The 17,093-nt window shown below is 65.1% G+C and carries 10 protein-coding genes; 2 read left to right on the top strand and 8 right to left on the bottom strand.

All coding sequences use genetic code 11. From position 1 onward, the window contains the following. Positions 1-2: 2 nt before the first annotated feature. Both J2R76_RS14430 and J2R76_RS14435 read right to left on the bottom strand, forming a co-directional pair. Positions 3-1,589 (bottom strand): B12-binding domain-containing radical SAM protein, encoded by a 1,587-nt coding sequence (locus J2R76_RS14430; protein ID WP_076833026.1) that lies wholly within the window; start codon positions 1,587-1,589, stop codon positions 3-5. Between the two features lie 129 nt (positions 1,590-1,718). Further along, positions 1,719-3,101 (bottom strand): ethanolamine ammonia-lyase subunit EutB, encoded by a 1,383-nt coding sequence (locus J2R76_RS14435; RefSeq protein WP_076833024.1) that lies wholly within the window; start codon positions 3,099-3,101, stop codon positions 1,719-1,721. A 338-nt stretch (positions 3,102-3,439) separates the two neighbouring features. Between J2R76_RS14435 and J2R76_RS14440 the strand changes: the two genes are divergently transcribed. Continuing rightward, positions 3,440-5,146 (top strand): methyl-accepting chemotaxis protein, encoded by a 1,707-nt coding sequence (locus J2R76_RS14440; protein WP_141339491.1) that lies wholly within the window; start codon positions 3,440-3,442, stop codon positions 5,144-5,146. 165 nt (positions 5,147-5,311) lie between these two features. Continuing rightward, positions 5,312-6,814, top strand: coding sequence for a sensor domain-containing diguanylate cyclase (locus tag J2R76_RS14445; protein ID WP_076833021.1), 1,503 nt, complete (start codon positions 5,312-5,314; stop codon positions 6,812-6,814). 46 nt (positions 6,815-6,860) lie between these two features. On the opposite strand, the gene J2R76_RS14450 is transcribed toward J2R76_RS14445, so the two are convergent. The 6 genes from J2R76_RS14450 to J2R76_RS14475 form a co-directional block, all read right to left on the bottom strand. Further along, complete coding sequence (locus tag J2R76_RS14450) at positions 6,861-7,739, bottom strand: transglutaminase family protein (RefSeq protein ID WP_076833019.1); 879 nt, start codon at positions 7,737-7,739, stop codon at positions 6,861-6,863. Continuing rightward, positions 7,736-10,273, bottom strand: coding sequence for a circularly permuted type 2 ATP-grasp protein (locus J2R76_RS14455; protein WP_253624110.1), 2,538 nt, complete (start codon positions 10,271-10,273; stop codon positions 7,736-7,738). The genes J2R76_RS14450 and J2R76_RS14455 overlap by 4 nt, the downstream gene beginning before the upstream one ends. A gap of 20 nt (positions 10,274-10,293) precedes the next feature. Continuing rightward, positions 10,294-13,551, bottom strand: coding sequence for a DUF2126 domain-containing protein (locus J2R76_RS14460; RefSeq protein ID WP_076833014.1), 3,258 nt, complete (start codon positions 13,549-13,551; stop codon positions 10,294-10,296). Between the two features lie 226 nt (positions 13,552-13,777). After that, positions 13,778-14,281, bottom strand: coding sequence for a GDSL-type esterase/lipase family protein (locus J2R76_RS14465; RefSeq protein ID WP_076833011.1), 504 nt, complete (start codon positions 14,279-14,281; stop codon positions 13,778-13,780). 293 nt (positions 14,282-14,574) lie between these two features. Next, the gene (locus tag J2R76_RS14470) at positions 14,575-16,098 is read right to left on the bottom strand and encodes a UxaA family hydrolase (protein WP_076833008.1); all 1,524 of its coding nucleotides are present in this window, start codon (positions 16,096-16,098) and stop codon (positions 14,575-14,577) included. Between the two features lie 198 nt (positions 16,099-16,296). Beyond that, positions 16,297-17,073, bottom strand: a complete 777-nt coding sequence (locus J2R76_RS14475) for an HpcH/HpaI aldolase/citrate lyase family protein (RefSeq protein ID WP_018270573.1) — start codon at positions 17,071-17,073, stop codon at positions 16,297-16,299. Between the last annotated feature and the right edge of the window lie 20 nt (positions 17,074-17,093).

The following is a 17,093-nucleotide window of genomic DNA, read 5'->3' on the forward strand; positions in this document are numbered from 1 at the left end:
TGTTATTCGGCGGGGACGGAAGCCTCGCGCAGCCGGATCGAGTAGTTCGAGGCGTTCTGCCGGCCGCTGGAGGCTGCACGCGCAAAGGTGATCAAATGATGCGCAACCAGTGTCGCCGAGATCAACCCCTCGATGTCGCCGCGCTTGAGCCGGCCGAGCGCAAACCTCCAGAACACGCGCTTGTAGTCGCCGAGCACGCCGACCTTCCAGAAGATGTTGCGGAGCATGATCAGGCCGCGCCGGATGTTGGCCCAGCTCTTCATCTCCGGGCTAACCGGCACCTTGATGCGATTGGCATAGGTGTAGTTGCATTGATGCAAATAGCGCGCGAACAGCTTCTTCGGCTCGTAGGCAACTTCCATGCATTTGCGCCAGGAACTGACCACGTCCTCGTAGGGCAGCAGGAACTCGACATTGGAGTCGCGGCCCTCGTCATCGATCAGGCGCCCGGCTTTTTCGAGCCGATCCCACAATGGCGTCTTCGGCAGCGCCTGCAGCAGGTTGATGGTGAGCAGCGGAATCCGCGACTCCTCGACGAAGGAGAGCAACGCGTCGCCGGTCTGGGGCTTGTCGGTATCGAGCCCCATGATGATGCCGGAGACGACCTCCATGCCGAACGAGTTGATGGTGCGCACGCCCTCGAGGATCGGAACCATCATGTTCTGATCCTTATGCATGGCCTTCAGCGCGTCGGGATCGGGCGTCTCGATGCCGACGAAGATCGTCACGAAGTAGGCTTCGCGCATCTTCTCCAGGATCTCGGGACGCTTGGCGATGTTGAGCGTCGCCTCGCAAGCGAGGCGCGTGACATATCCGGTCCGCTTCTGCCACTCGATCAGGTGCGGCAACAGCTCGCTCGCCGCCTTGCGGTTGCCGATGAAATTATCGTCGACGAAATACACGGTGTCGGTGGCACCACAGGCGCGCAGCTTGTCGAGCTCGGCGATGATCTGCTGCGGCGACTTCAGGCGCGGATTGCGGCCATAGAGCCCGGGGATGTCGCAGAACTCGCACTGATAGGGGCAGCCCGAGGAGAACTGGATGCTGCCGAGGAAATATTTCTTGGTTTCGGCGAGCTCATAGGCTGGCAGCGGGAATTCCGTCATCGGCAGCCGGTCGATGGTTTTAAGCACCACCTGCTCGTCGGGACGGCTGGTATCATGAGCCAGACGCTTGATCAGCTCATTGGTCGCATCGCCGAGCTCGCCGACGTGGAGGTAGTCGAATGAAGGATAGTAGTCCGGGCAAGCACTGACCGACGGGCCGCCGATCGCGACCACCAGGTCATGGTCATGCGCGCGATGGCAGATGTCGTTCATCTGCTGGCGCTGGATATGCATACCGCTGACGAACACGGCATCCGCCCACTCGAAATCCTCCGCCGTCGCCGGACGCAGATTCTCGTCGACGAAACGCACCGGCCAGTTCTCGGGAAGGTATGCGGCGATCAGCAGCAGGCCCTGCGGCGGCATGAACGCCTTGACGCCGTCAGTGAGGGGGTAGGCGTGCTCGAAGGTCCCAAACGACGACGTATAGCGCGGAAAAACGCAGAGGATACGTCGTACTGTCTTTATGCCCTCAGCTCTCATCAAACGACCCCGAAGCACCGGCAAATCTAACCACGGCGCGGAACGCTGGGCCAGAAATTCTTCAACATTGTGGCACTACTTAACGTCATAACGACGAGATAGTTGCTCTGCAGAATTTCGCTATCCCCCTCAGGTCAGCAGCCTGGCAGCGAGGTCGGGCAGCCGCTCCGCACCGGCCACGAGGCGGAAGTCCTGCCCGGCAAGGCCGACGCGCGCGAGCCAGTCGTCGAATTCGGGAGCCCGCTTCAAGCCGAACAAGTCGCGGACATAGAGCGCATCGTGAAACGATGTCGACTGATAGTTCAGCATGACGTCATCCGCGCCTGGCACGCCCATGATGAAGTTCACGCCGGCGGCCGCGAGCAGCGTCAGGAGATTGTCCATGTCGTCCTGATCCGCCTCGGCGTGGTTGGTGTAGCAGACGTCGATCCCGAGCGGCAGGCCGAGCAGCTTGCCGCAGAAGTGGTCCTCGAGCCCGGCGCGGATGATTTCCTTGCCGTCATAGAGGTACTCAGGACCGATGAAGCCGACCACGCTGTTGACGAGCAGTGGATCGAACGCGCGCGCCACCGCATAGGCCCGCGCCTCGCACGTCTGCTGGTCGACCTGGTGATGGGCATTGGCGGACAGCGCCGAGCCCTGCCCGGTCTCGAAATACATCACATTGTCACCGACCGTGCCGCGGCGCAGCGACAGCCCGGCTTCCCGGGCCTCCCGCAACAGCGAGAGGTCGACGCCGAAACTGCGATTGGCCGCCTCGGTGCCGGCGATCGACTGGAACACGAGATCGACCGGCAGCCCCTGCCCGATCAGTCCGAGCGTGGTCGTGACATGGGTCAGCACGCAGCCCTGCGTCGGAATCTCGAATCGCGTGATGATGTCGTCCAGGAGCCGCAGCAGGGTGCCGATGACGTTCGGGTCGTCGCTCGCCGGATTGATGCCGATGCAGGCATCGCCCGCTCCCAGCAGCAGCCCGTCGAGAATCGAGGCGGTGATGCCCTTGGGGTCGTCGAAAGGATGGTTCGGCTGCAGTCGCGTGCTCATTCGCCCGCGCAAACCGATGGTGTTGCGGAAGCGGGTCGTGACCTCGCATTTCTTCGCGACCAGGATCAGATCCTGGTTGCGCATCAGCTTCGACACCGCCGCAACCATCTCTGGCGTGATGCCGCGCGAGATCTTCTTGATCGCTTCCCCGCTGGCGGCATCCGACAGCAGCCAGTCGCGGAATCCGCCGACGGTGAGCGACGACACGGGCAGAAAGCCGGCAACGTCGTGGCTGTCGAGGATCAGGCGGGTGACTTCGTCAGCCTCATAGGGGATGACAGGCTCATCGAGGAATTGCTTGAGCGGAACATTGGCCAGCGCAAGCCGCGCTGCGATCATCTCCTCCGCGCTGTCGGCGGCGATGCCGGCCAAGCGGTCGCCTGAACGCGGCGGCGAGGCCTTGGCAAGCAGGATGCGCAGATCGTCGAATGCGTAATTGGTGGCGTCGATGGTGTGACGATAGAGCATGAGGGGTTCGTCGCGGGCTGGGGCAGCGCAATCTAGCACCTCTTTGCGAAAGGCGTGCCATCGGCTTCGCCCCGCGTGCTGGCGCCTTTGCCGGTAACGGCGGCGCAGCCTCGGCACGACTGCAAGCCGCGAGCACCCGGCAGACTCAAAGCGGCCCATAAGGCATTGGGATTATTTACAGATTTTAACGGTTGCGGCTGCACAAATCTCGCGCGTTAAGAAATTGTCCATGAAAATTTTGCATAAGCTTTAATCGGCCGAAGGTACTCCCCGGCCTCTTGGAGTGCCCCGCAATGCCCGCCCCCGTCACATCCCCCATCTCCATGTCCCGGCCTCCAATGGCATCCCGATTCTCGCTTGCTGCCAGGCTGTACTCGACGTTTGCGCTGATTGCGGCGCTGACCGCGGCCATCACCTTCCTGTCCGAATACAATGCGCGGCGTAATGCCGAGCTGACCGAGGCCGTCGACCTCGCAAGCCGTGCCGCACTCAATGTCGAGCGGGTCAATTCACTGGTCTACGCCGTGGTGATGGAATCCCGCGGCATCTACATGTCGACCGATCCGGCAGCGGTGAAGAAATACGGCGACGGGCTGCTGGCGTTCAACGAACGCATTCTCGGCGTGGTCAAGAACTGGGAAACGCTGGTGCAGGCCGACGACGCCGCCCAGTTCGCGGTGTTCAAGAAGCGCATCGAGCAGTTCATCGATTTCCGCAAGGAGCTGGTACGCCGCGGCATCGAGATCGGCGCCGCAGCCGGGCGGGAATGGGGCGACAACGACGCCAACCGCGACGTGCGCACCGCACTGAACAAGGATCTCGAGGCGCTCTCCAAGGTCTATGCCGACCGCAGCAAGAAGCTGGCGCGGGAGACCGACACCAACCGCACGATGGCGCTGGTGCTGACCGGCCTCGGCGCCGCGGCCTTGATTGTGGTGGTACTCGGCGTGCTGATCATCGCCCGCTCGGTGGCCCGGCCGCTGTCGCAGATCACCATGACGATCAAGCGCGTCGCCGAGGGCACCGACCATGTCGAAGTACCGCATGTCGGGCGCAGCGACGAGATCGGCGCACTGGCACGCGCCATCAAGGTCTTCCAGGAGGCGATGGACCGCAATCGCAGCCTCAACGCGCAGGTCGTACAGGATTCCGAGGCGCGCGACGCGCGCGGCCGGCATATCGAGACCTTCGTCGAAGCGTTCCGTGGCACGATCGGCGAGGTGCTCCGCGCGGTGCACGACAACGCCGCGACGATGCGTCAAACCGCGCAGACCATCGCAACCGTCGCGTCGGACGCCAGCGACCGCGCGGTGGCGGCGGCAGGCGCCACCGAACAGGCCTCGAGCAACGTCTCCGCGGTGGCGGGCGCAGCCGAAGAACTCTCCGCCTCGGTCGAGGAGATCGGCCGCCAGGTCAAGCAGTCGTCCGGCGCAGTCGATCAGGCCGGTGCGCGCACCGACCGCTCGATCACCGAGATCGAGGGCCTTGCCGCCACCACCCAGCGCATCGACGGGGTGCTGAGCCTGATCCAGGCGATCGCCGAGCAGACCAACCTGCTCGCCCTCAACGCCACCATCGAAGCCGCCCGCGCCGGCGATGCCGGCCGTGGCTTCGCCGTCGTCGCGCATGAGGTCAAGGCGCTGGCCGGCCAGACCGCGAAGGCAACCGCCGAGATCAGCGAGAATGTGGGCCTGATCCAGGCCTCGACCCGCAACTCCGTGGCCGCCGTGCGCGAGATCGGTCAGGCGGTGCGCGAGATCAGCAACGTCACCGCGAACATCGCGAGCGCGGTCGGCCAGCAGGACGCGGCGACGCGCGAAATCTCCGCCAATGCCCAGATGGCCGCCCAGGGCAACGAGACCCTGGTCACTAATGTCGGCTCGCTCCGCGATGACATGGACCAAACCAGCAAGGCGGCGGAATCGGTGCTCGCGGCCTCGAACGATCTGACCACAACTGCCGAGACGCTGTCGCGCGAGGTCGAGCAGTTCTTCCGCAACCTGCGCAGCGACGCGGCCGACGGCCTGCAGCGGACCGGAACCTGAGCGGCGATCTGGCGGGGCCCTGCGACAGGGCCCCGGCAATCCGGATGGTTAAGACTCTCCCAACGCACGGACACAAATTGCCTCCGCTTCGGGTCGCATTTCTCAATTTGATGCCTCCATAGAAAAGCGTCGCTGCGCGAGGGCGCGGGGAAGTGGAACCGAGCAATGAACGGGCTTTTGCCAAAGCCGAAGGCAGTGCCGACCAAACGGCTCCTTGCGCTCGGGATCGGCCTCGTTCTCTGCTTTTCGGCGATCTGCGCATCCATCCTCTGGGAGATGGCGGGCAAGGACTATCAGCATGCGAAGCAAGGTGCGACCAACCTCGTCGCCTCCATCGCCAGCGAGATCGACCGCAACATCGACCTCTACGACCTCTCGCTCCAGGCGGTCGCCGACGGCGTCAAGCTGCAGGAACTCGGCAAGATCAGCCCGGAGCTTCGCCAGGTCGTGCTGTTCGACCGCGCCGCCACGGCCAAGGATCTCGGCTCGATCCTTGTGCTGAATGCGGCGGGGGACGTCACGCTCGATTCCAGGACGTTGACGCCGCGGGCCGCAAATTTCGCCGATCGAGACTTCTTCCGGGCACATCAGACGCGAGCGGACGGCGGGCTGTTCATCAGCGCTCCGTGGATTACCTCTGACGGCGAATATCTGATCAGCCTCAGCCGCCGCATCAACAATGACGACGGTTCCTTTGCCGGCGTGGTCGCGGGCAGCATGCGGCTCAGCTATTTCCACAATCTGTTTCGCAAGCTGAATTTCGGCTTCGGCGACAGCATGGCGCTGTTCAACAGCGATGGCGTCATACTGATGCGCGCCCCGTTCGACATCAGCAAGATCGGGCAAAGCATCAAGGACTCTCTGGTCTTCAAGCAATTTCCGGCACGACAATCCGGCTCCTACATCACGAAATCGATCGTCGATCATGTCAGCCGGCTCTATGTTTTCCAGGCGGTCGGACACAATCGCCTGCTCATCGCCGAGGGTCTTGCGCTCGACGGCATCTATGCCGACTGGTGGCAGCAGCTCTGGCTGATCGGCAGCGTGGTGGCAGCGCTCTGCGGCTTCTCGATCGTGCTGATGTTCTACCTGGTGGCCGCTCTCAAACGGCGGGCCACCGCGGAAGACCGGCTCGCGCACCTCGCGAGCACGGATGCACTGACGGGCCTCGCCAATCGTCGCCGCCTCGACGATACCCTTGACGTCGAATGGCGCCGTGGCATGCGTGCAAAGGCGCCGGTCTCGCTTCTGATGATCGACGTCGATCATTTCAAGATCTACAACGACACGTACGGGCATCAGGCCGGCGACGCCGTGCTCACCACCGTGGGACGGTGCATCGCAGGCAGCGCCAAGCGTGCAACTGATCTCGGCGCCCGCTATGGCGGCGAGGAGTTTTCGGTGTTGCTGCCCGGCATCGGCAAGGCGGGCGCCCTGGAAATTGCCGAACGGATCCGCGCCAAGCTGGCGGCCGCGCGGGAATCCGAGCCTGAGTTGCCGACCGTCAGCATCGGATTGTCCTGCCTCGTCCCGGACCACGAGCGCACGTCGCGCGATCTGCTCAAGGCCGCGGACCTTGCGCTCTATCAAGCCAAGCGTGAAGGCCGCGACCGCGTCATCGTCAGCCCGATCGGGTGGGATAAATCGGGCAAGCGGCACGTCGCCTGATCGCGACCGCATTGGCGCGGTCGAACGCGCCGCCCGCCCGTCTCGCTCACTCCACCGGCAGCACGTCAACCGCAACGGCGAGCTTTTGCTTGCGCGCGCCGACGATGACGCCATCGACCGGCGAGACGTCGGCGAAGTCGCGGCCGATGGCGAGAATGATGTGGTCGCTCCCGACCATCAGATCGTTGGTCGGGTCGAACCCGACCCAGCCGAGCGCGCTGCCGCACCAGACCGAGACCCAGGCATGGGTGGCGTCGGCGCCCTGCAGCCGCGGCTGGCCCGGCGGCGGAATGGTGCGCAAATAGCCGCTGACATAGGCCGCGGGCAGGCCGAGGCCGCGCAGCCCCGCGATCATCACATGGGCAAAGTCCTGGCACACGCCGTGGCGCTTCTCGAACACGTCGCGAAGCGGTGTCGAGATCACGGTCGCCTTGGGATCGTATTTGAAGTCGTTGCGGATGCGGCGCATCAGGTCGGCCGCCCCGGTGAGGATGCCGCCGCCGGGCAAAAAGCTCGCGGAAGCGTAGGCCGTCACGGGCCGTAGCACCGGCACCAGTGCGCTGGCAAAGACGTAGCCGACCGGCGAGGCCGCATCGAGGCTCAATGCCTCGAACGCGTTGTCACGCACGTCCTCCCAGGGCGGACTGGCGGCGTCGCACGCCGGCGGCTGTCGCGCCACCGAGACCCGCGAGCGGGCATCGATGCGCAGAATGCGATGCGCGGTCTCGATCAGGACGCTTTCAGTGAGCGTGCCGAAGAAGTCGCGCCTTGCGGTGCGTTCCGCGGGCCTCGGACGGATCTCGACCGAATGCGAGATCAACTGCTGCCCGTCGCCAGTGACCGGCTCCAGCCGCAGCGAGCAGCGCGCGAAGCTGACCTGGGTCTCGTAGCTGTAGGTCGTGACGTGACGGATGTCGTAGATCACGCCAGCCCCGTGAGCTTCTCCGGCCGGCTGGCATTCGGTCCGTGCGGGAAATAATGCAGCCCGATCGCGTCGGCGAGGTTGAGCAGATGCTGCTCCAGCGCGAACAGCGTCTTGACGTCGAGGCTCGAGGCTTCAGCCGTTGTGAGCATTGCCTCGACCGCGACGGCAAGACGCTGCGGCCGCTCGATCAGGCCATGCTCCTTCAGGCTCGGCAGCGCGGCAATATGCTCGTTCAGCGCCGCGACCTGGAATGCGACCGAGCGCGGATTGTAGGGGTCGAGCACCGCCAGATCGCGCACCGGTGCGAGCAGCGGCTGCACCAGATAGCGCGAGCGATAAGTGATCTGGCAGTCGACCAGCGTGAGCAGAACGTCGAGGTCCTCGTCACCGGCTTCGTCATAGGCGAACTGACGGGCAAAGCGCGTGGTGTTGACGGCGCGCTCGGCGCGGCGGCCCATCTCGAGGAAACGCCAGCCGGCGGCGCGGTTCATGTTTTCCTGCGCGAGGCCGGCAAAGCTTGCGAGCTCCTGCAAGGTCAGCTCGGCGGCGCTGACGACGCCGTCATCGTCATGAACCTCGATGGCCAGCCGATCAGCCATCTCGGTGATGACCTGCCAGGCGTCCGGCGACAGCCGCTCGCGGAGCGAGGTCGCCGTGCGCTGCGCGGATCGCACCAGCGACAGCGCCGAGCCGAATTTCTCCTCGCTCTGCAACGCTTCGAGCGCGACCTTGGCGAGATTGGCGCGCGCGGTCTGCGAGGCCGCGCCCCAGGCGACCAGCATGCGCTGGATGCGCTCGGCCGAATGCATCGCCGGCGCCGAGCCGTTCGAATTCGCGCGCGCGGGATCGCGCAACGGCGTGCACAGCGCGCGGATCAGCCGGATGGTGGCCTCGGCGCGCTCCAGATAGCGGCCGAGCCAGAACAGATTGTCGGCGGCGCGGCTCGGCAGCACGCCGGCGATGCGGCGGATGCGGACGGTGTCGACTGCTGGCAGCAGGGTCGAGGTCTCAACCGCCTTGTCGGAAACCACCCAGACATCGGCGGACACCGCGCCATCGCCCATCGACACCGCGCGCGCATCGGCCCGATCGGCAATCCGGCAGAAGCCGCCGGGCAGCACAGTCCAGCCGCTCGGCGTCGCCGCCGCGAACACCCGCAACACGAACGGACGCGGCGCGATGCGACCGTTCTCCCATACCGGCGTGGTCGACAGCCGCACGAGCTCCTGACCGACATAATCGATGCCGCGATGGCTGATGGCATCCTTCAGGCGGTCGCGGTCCGCTGCCGACAATTCGCCCGGGAGCACCGGTCCGTTGCCGGGAAAATCCGCAACGCCGCGGCCATAGGCGCCTTCGATCGCGAACTCGTCGAGCCGCGACAGCACCTCTTCGCGGGCGGATTTCTGGCCGCACCACCAGGTCGCGATGTGCGGCATCATCAGGTCTTCAGAGAGCAGGCGCCGGCACAGATTGGGCAGGAAGCCGAGCAGCGCCCTCGCCTCCATCACGCCGGAGCCCGGCATGTTGGCGACCACGACGCCGCCCTTGCGCAGAACCTCGACAAGCCCGGGCACGCCGAGATAGGAGGACGCGTCGAGCTCGAGCGGATCGAGCATGTTGGAATCGACCCGGCGCAGCAGCACGTCGAGCCGCTTCAGCCCGGCGACGGTGCGGATGTGGACGCGATCGCCTGAGACCGCGAGATCGTCGCCCTCGACCAGCAGGAAACCGAGATAGCGCGCCAGCGTGGCGTGCTCGAAGTAGGTCTCGCTGAACGCGCCGGGCGTCAGCAGGCCGATCCGCGGCTCGTCGCGATCGGCGCTGGCGCGCAGCGAATCGCGGAACGCCTCGAAGAACGGCGCGACGCGCTCGACATTCATCGACTTGTAGAGATTGGAAAAGGCGCGCGACAGCACCAGGCGGTTTTCCAGCGCATAGCCCGCGCCCGACGGTGCCTGCGTGCGATCGCCGAGCACCCACCAGCGGCCGTCAGGCCCGCGGCCGATGTCGGCGGCATAGAGATGCAGATAGCGGCCCCCCGGCGGCTTGATGCCGCTGACCGCGCGCAGATACTCGCTGCTGCCGGCGATCGCCGCGGCAGGGATGGCGCCGTCCGCAACGAGGCGGCCTTCGCCGTAGAGGTCGGCCAGCACCATCTCCAGCAGCTGCGCGCGTTGCGCGACACCGGCGGCGAGCTGGCGCCAGTCCGCCGCGTCGATGATCAGCGGCAGATGGCTGAGCGGCCAGATCCGGTCGGAAGTGTCGCCCGGCGCGCGATAGGTGACGCCGGCTTCATGCAGATGGCGATCGGCGGAGGCGAAGCGGCGCTCGATATCGGCCGGCGACAGCGCGGCAAAGGCGTCGAAGAAGCGGGCCCAGACCGGCCGCGGCGCGCCGTTGTCTGCAATATACTCGTCGGGAATGCCGGGCAGCCGGACATAGTCGCGGGTCCACTGCGCCATCCGGCGCTGACCGGGACGGGCCCTGCTCTCCTGACTGCTGCCTGGACTATTGCCACCCGATGCGGACATTCCACTTCCCCTTGACACAATTAGTGCAGGAGCGGCGTCCGCAAGTCGAGGGTCAAGGGAAACTCAATTGTGCGTTCCTCAGGCGGCGTCTCGATCTTGCCGGGGGTATGGCCGTGCTCCTGGAAGCGCGCCAGCCGCCGCGCCTCGGCCTCGTAGGAATTGACCGGCTTGGTCTCGTAGTTGCGGCCGCCGGGATGGGCGACATGATAGACGCAGCCGCCGAACGAGCGTCCGTTCCAGGTGTCGATCAGGTCAAACGTCAGCGGCGCATGCACGGGAATGGTCGGATGCAGGCCGGAGGCCGGCTGCCAGGCCTTGAAGCGGACACCGGCGACCGCCTCGCCGGCACGGCCGGTCTCGGTCATCGGCATCCGTCTGCCGTTGCAGGTGATGACATGGCGCCCATCGACGAATCCGGTCGCCTTTACCTGCAGCCGCTCGACCGACGAATCGACATAGCGCACGGTGCCGCCGGAGGTGCCCTCCTCGCCCAGCACGTGCCATGGCTCGAGCGCCTGCCGCAGTTCGAGACCGACGCCGCCGTGATGAACGCGGCCGAAGGCGGGGAAGCGGAATTCGAGCTGTGCCTGGTACCATTCCGGCTCGACGTCGTAACCGGATTGCTTGAGCTCGGCGAGCACGCCGAGGAAATCCTCCCAGAGGAAATGCGGCAGCATGAAGCGGTCATGCAGCGCGGTGCCCCAGCGCACGAACCTGCCCTGCTGCGGCTCACGCCACAGCTTTGCGATCAGCGCGCGGATCAACAGTTGCTGCGCCAGCGACATCCGCGGGTCGGGCGGCATTTCGAGCGCGCGGAATTCGACCAGGCCGAGCCGGCCGGTCGGGCCGTCGGGCGAATACAGCTTGTCGATGCAGATCTCGGCGCGGTGGGTGTTGCCGGTGATGTCGACCAGGATATGCCGGAACAGGCGATCGACCAGCCACAGCGGCGCATCCATGCCCGGCGGCGGCACGTGCGACAGCGCAATCTCCAGCTCATAGAGCCCGTCATGCCGCGCCTCGTCGATGCGCGGCGCCTGGCTGGTCGGGCCGATGAACATCCCGGAAAACAGGTAGGACAGCGACGGATGCCGCTGCCAGTACAGCACGAGGCTCTTCAACAGATCGGGCCGGCGCAGGAACGGTGAATCCTCCGGCCTGCTGCCGCCGACCACGATGTGGTTGCCGCCGCCGGTGCCCGTGTGGCGGCCGTCGATCAGGAAACGGTTGGCCCCTAACCGCGTCTTGGCGGAGTCCTCATAGAGGCCGAGCGTGATGTCGACGGCCTCGCGCCAACTCTGCGCCGGCTGCACGTTGATCTCGATCACGCCGGGATCCGGCGTCACCTTGATCACCTCGATGCGCGGATCGAAGGGCGGCGCGTAACCCTCGACGTGGACCTGCAGCTGCAACTCTTCGGCGGCGGCTTCGATCGCTGCGATCAGGTCGAGATAATCCTCGACCTTCTCGACTGGCGGCATGAAGGCGCACAGCACGCCGTCGCGAACCTCGATCGACATCGCGGTACGCACCGGCAGCGGCTCGGGAATCTCCCTCAGCGCCTGCCGCAGCTCTTCGGAAAGCGCATCGCGCGGCGCCATCGGATCGCGCTCGACGACGTAGGGATAATCGTCCGGCGGCACATATTCGAGCGAGGCGATCGGAAGCCGCAAGCCCAGCGGCGAGTCGCCGGGCGACAGGAACAGATGGCTGCGTCGGATCTTCCAGCGCTCGCTGCGCCAGCGTGCCGGCACGCGATCACCGAGCGGGCTCCAGCGCTGGATCGGCAGCACGTAACCTTTCGGCGTGGTCAACCCCTCGTCGAACACCCGCGCCATCCGGGCGCGCTCTTCCGGATCGGTCAGCTTGGAATTCGCCGGGCTGACATTGGCCGGCAGGCCGGCCTCACGCTGCAGCCAGAAGGCGGGGTCTTCATAAGCCGGCATGGCATAGTCGGCGCCGAGACCAAGCTTGGTTGCTGTTACTTCGACGAAACGCTGGGCCTCCGCGATCTCGGCCCTGCGCGAATTCTCAATGCCGGCGATCAGCTCGGCATTCTTCCAGATCGGCTTGCCGTCCTTGCGCCAGTAGAGACCGAACGCCCAGCGCGGCAGGCTCTCGCCGGGATACCATTTGCCCTGGCCGTAATGCAGCAGGCCGCCCGGCGCGAACCGCGTGCGCAGCTTGCGGATCAATTCGTCGGCGAGCGCGCGCTTGGTCGGGCCGACCGCGGCGACATTCCACTCCGGCGATTCCAGATCGTCGACAGAAACGAAGGTCGGCTCGCCGCCCATGGTCAGGCGCACATCGTCTTTCCTCAGGTCGGCATCGACCTGCTCGCCGAGCTGGTCGAGCCGCGCCCAGGATTCATCGGAGAATGGTTTGGTGATGCGCGGCGCCTCGCCGATGCGCTTGACGCTCATCTCGAAGCCGAACTCGACATTGGCAACGCCCGCGGTGCCGGTCACCGGCGCGGCCGAACGATAGTGTGGCGTGGCGCAGACCGGGATGTGGCCCTCGCCCGTCAGCATGCCGGAGGTGACGTCGAAACCGATCCAGCCCGCCCCCGGCAGATAGACCTCGGCCCAGGCGTGCAGATCGGTGAAATCGCTCTCGACCTCGCGCGGCCCCTCGAGCGGATCGATGTCCGGCCGCAGCTGAATGAGATATCCGGAGACGAAACGCGCGGCGAGCCCGAGGTGGCGCAGCGTCTGGATCAAGAGCCACGCCGAGTCGCGGCAGGAGCCGGAGCCCGCGGCAAGCGTCTCCTCCGGCGTCTGGATGCCGGCCTCCATGCGGATGACGTAGCTGATCTTCTTCTGTAGCTGCGCGTTCAGCTCGACCAGGAAGTTGACGGTGCTGTCAGCCTGGCGCGGAATCTCCTTCAGGTAAGCCGCGAGCAGCGGCTCGGCCTCATCGGTCTCGAGATAGGGCGCGAGCTCGGTCTTGAGATCGCCGGGATATTCGAACGGAAAGCTGTTGGCAAAGGGCTCGACGAAGAAGTCGAACGGATTGACCACCGTCATGTCAGCGGTGAAATCGACCTCGACCTTGAGCTCGGTGGTCTTCTCTGGAAAGACGTAGCGCGCCAGCCAGTTGCCCTGCGGGTCTTGCTGCCAGTTCACGAAGTGATTGGCGGGCGTGACCTTGAGCGAATAGCTCGTGATCGGCATGCGCGTATGCGGCGCGGGCCGAAGCCGAATGGTCTGAGGCCCGAGATCGATCGGCCGGTCGTATTTGTAGTGCGTGACGTGATGCAGTGCGACTGATATCGACACGGACCGAGGGCTCCAGCAGCTTTTTTGAGCAGAACACTGCTGCCGGTCGACATCAAGCACTAACAACGGGCACGGGGTGCCCAAGGTAAGGGCGCGATCCGTAGCCCTGATGGAGCGAAAGCGAAATCCGGGGCCTTCATCCGCAGGAAGAGTCCCGGATTGCGCGGAGCCTGTCATCGGGCGCGCATTCGCGCGACCCGTTGGCTTCATCCGGGCTACGCGATTGCTAGCGGCCGATTGCGCCGGATACCTGCGAAGCAAGCTGCTCGGCGAGCATATGATAGCCCTCGGGGGTCAAATGCACACCATCGGGCTGATGGGGGAGTCCACCCAGCATCCCGTTAGGGAGCATGATCACCGCGATGCCACGGGCGCTGAGATGACTTTGGATATCCGCGGTCCGGTCAGGGCTGCCCTTGCGCCGGTCATTGCCGCCTGGCTGCAAAATAACCGCACGGGTCCCGTTCGGGACGGCGCGGTCGAGGCGTTGCAGCATCCCTTCCGTGGTGTCGCCGTTGATGCCGGCGTTCACGATGCGGACGCTCAATCCCTTCGCCCGCAAGATCGCTTCGAGCTGCGCGGGATAGGCCTGGTTGCGCGCCACGCCCTTGCCGTAGGTATTGCTCGCGCCAAGCGCGACTATGGTTGCGGCGTCAGCCGAAGCGGCGCCGAGGCTCAAAGCGGCGAGAAATGCAATGCATCCAACAATTCCCAACCAACGCGCGCGCATGCTTCCTCCGTCCCCTCCGTAGCCCGGATGGAGCGCAGCGTAGTCCGGGAAGCTTCATTCGCCAAGTTCGTCCACGACTACAATCGGACCCGCCTCAAATGCCTCGGCTACCTGGCGCCAATCCAGGCCCTCGCCAATCACACGGGACCGAACACGAAAGCAGGGACCCAGACCGCGTGGTCCTAATGATGAAAGACGATGGCAGACGCCTCGCACATCACTACGGCCGGTGGTTATGGGTTCCAGCTTTCGCAGGGACGACGGCGGAGTGAAAGGCTAGATCGTGGCTCAAACTACATCGTCGCGCCCAGTACCCACGGCGCGAATTCAGCGCCGCCGAAGTCAAAGCTCTCGCTCTTGGTCAGCTGGCCCGAGGCGGTCTTGAGGATGAGGTCGAAGATGCGCTGGCCGCATTCCTGCACGCTCTCCTCGCCATCGAGGATGGTGCCGCAATTGACGTCCATGTCGTCTTCCATCCGCTTGAACATCGGCGTGTTGGTGGCGAGCTTGATCGACGGTGCCGGCTTGCAGCCGAACACGCTGCCGCGGCCGGTGGTGAAGCAGACGAGGTTGGCGCCGCCCGCGACCTGCCCGGTCGCGGCGACCGGGTCGTAGCCGGGCGTGTCCATGAACACAAAGCCCTTCTTGGTGACGGGCTCGGCGTAGTTGAGGACGTCGACGAGGTTGGTGCTGCCGGCCTTGGCCATCGCGCCCAGCGACTTCTCAAGGATGGTGGTGAGACCGCCGGCCTTGTTGCCCGGGCTCGGATTGGCGTTCATTTCGGCGCCCTCACGCTGGGTGTACTCCTCCCACCAGCGCATCAGGCCGACCAGCTTCTCGCCGACCTCGCGGCTGACGGCGCGGCGAGTCAGAAGATGCTCCGCGCCATAGGTCTCGGGCGTCTCCGAGAGGATCACGGTGCCGCCGTGACGGACCAGCAAATCGCTCGCCGCGCCGAGCGCCGGATTGGCAGATACGCCGGAGTAACCATCCGAGCCACCGCATTGCAGCGCCACGGTGAGTTCGCACGCCGGCACCGCCTCGCGCTTGACCTTGTTGGCATCGGCGAGCGCCTCCTTCACGAAGGCAACGCCGGCTTCCACCGTCTTGCGGGTGCCGCCGACCTCCTGGATGTCCATCGCGCGGAGGCGGCCGGCGAGCTTCTGCTCCTGCATCAGGCCGCCGATCTGGTTCACCTCGCAGCCGAGGCCGAGCACGATGACGTTGGAGAAATTGACGTGCCGCGCATAGCCGCCGAGCGTGCGGCGGAGCAGCGCCAAGGGCTCGTCCTGGGTCATGCCGCAGCCGGTCTTGTGGGTCAGCGCGACGACGCCGTCGACATTCGGGTAATCGGCGAGCGGATTGTCGCCGGTGAACGGATTCTTCTTGAACATGTCGGCCACGATGCCGGCGACATGGGCACTGCAGTTCACCGAGGTGAGGATGCCGATATAGTTGCGGGTCGCGACGCGGCCGTCGGCGCGGCGGATGCCTTCGAACGTCGCCGGCAGATCGAAGTTCGGCACCGGCTTGACGTCGACGCCATAGGCATAGTCCTTGGCGAAATCACCCATGCCGCAGTTCTGCGTATGTACGTGCTGGCCGGGCGCGATCGGCTGGGTCGCAAAGCCGATGATCTGGCCGTAGCGCCGGATCGGCTCGCCTTGCGCGATCGGCTTGATCGCGACCTTGTGGCCCGCGGGGATCCGATCGACCGTCGTGACGCCCTCAGTCACCTCAAGCCCCGGCGGCAGGCTCGCGCGCGCGATCAGGACGCTGTCGTCGGCGTGCAGGCGGATCACTTGTGCCGAGGCCATCGGAGTTCTCCTTTGGAGTTAGTCACCTCTCCCCGTCCTTTACGGGGAGAGGTCGAATTCTCGCACAGCGACAATTCGGGTGAGGGGCGACGCACGTTGCCAATTAAAAAGACGGTGCTAGCCGGATAGAGCCCCTCACCCCAACCCTCTCCCCGCAAAAGCAGGGCGAGGGAGCAGAGCTAACATCGCGGACAGAGCTTACGCCTTGCCGCCGGACTTTTCGCGGGTCGCGTTGACCTGCATCTTGGCGTAGACCTGCATCAGGCCGACCTCGTTCGATAGCGTCACGAGCTTGAAGCCCATGTTGATCGCGCGCACCGCGCCTTCGGCGCCCGAGCAGTGGATGCCCGGATTGAGACCGCGCTTGCCGCATTCCTTGATGATCTTCTCGTAGATCTTGAGGATCTCCGGCTCATCGCGATCGAGCTTCGGCACCAGGCCGTAGGAGAAGCCGAGATCGGACGGGCCGATATAGACGCCATCGATGCCTTCGACATCGAGGATCGCTTCCATGTTCTCGACCGCGGTCTTGGTCTCCATCATCGGCAGCAGCACGATCTCGTCGTTGGCGGTCTGCTGATAGGTGCCGGCCGAGCCGTACATGCCGGCGCGGATCGGGCCGTTGGAGCGCACGCCCTTCGGCGGATATTTTGCGTAGGAGACGAGGTTCTTGGCTTCCTGCGGTGTGTTGACCATCGGGCAGATCACGCCATAGGCGCCGCCGTCCAGCACCTTGCCGATGATGCCGGGCTCATTCCAGGGTACGCGGACCATCGGAGTGACCGGATGGGCGTGCATCGACTGGAAGCACTGCACCATCGATTGATAATCCTGCACACCGTGCTGCATGTCGACGGTGACGCTGTCGAAGCCGCATTGCGCGATCACTTCGGCCGAGAATCCCGAGGGGATCGCGAGCCACGCGTTCACCACCGCTTTGCCCGATGCCCAGACTTGCTTGACCTTGTTTGCCATTGATCGCGTTTCCCTTTGCG

Source organism: Bradyrhizobium sp. USDA 4532 (assembly GCF_024171315.1).
GTDB lineage: Bacteria > Pseudomonadota > Alphaproteobacteria > Rhizobiales > Xanthobacteraceae > Bradyrhizobium > Bradyrhizobium australafricanum.

What these genes read in the sequence shown, in the direction of transcription:
- J2R76_RS14440 (WP_141339491.1), top strand. Translation starts at nt 3,440, where the DNA reads ATGGCATCCCGATTCTCGCTTGCTGCCAGGCTGTACTCGACGTTTGCG.
- J2R76_RS14435 (WP_076833024.1), bottom strand. Translation starts at nt 3,101, where the DNA reads ATGCTCTATCGTCACACCATCGACGCCACCAATTACGCATTCGACGAT.
- J2R76_RS14470 (WP_076833008.1), bottom strand. Translation starts at nt 16,098, where the DNA reads ATGGCCTCGGCACAAGTGATCCGCCTGCACGCCGACGACAGCGTCCTG.
- J2R76_RS14455 (WP_253624110.1), bottom strand. Translation starts at nt 10,273, where the DNA reads ATGTCCGCATCGGGTGGCAATAGTCCAGGCAGCAGTCAGGAGAGCAGG.
- J2R76_RS14445 (WP_076833021.1), top strand. Translation starts at nt 5,312, where the DNA reads ATGAACGGGCTTTTGCCAAAGCCGAAGGCAGTGCCGACCAAACGGCTC.
- J2R76_RS14430 (WP_076833026.1), bottom strand. Translation starts at nt 1,589, where the DNA reads ATGAGAGCTGAGGGCATAAAGACAGTACGACGTATCCTCTGCGTTTTT.
- J2R76_RS14465 (WP_076833011.1), bottom strand. Translation starts at nt 14,281, where the DNA reads ATGCGCGCGCGTTGGTTGGGAATTGTTGGATGCATTGCATTTCTCGCC.
- J2R76_RS14475 (WP_018270573.1), bottom strand. Translation starts at nt 17,073, where the DNA reads ATGGCAAACAAGGTCAAGCAAGTCTGGGCATCGGGCAAAGCGGTGGTG.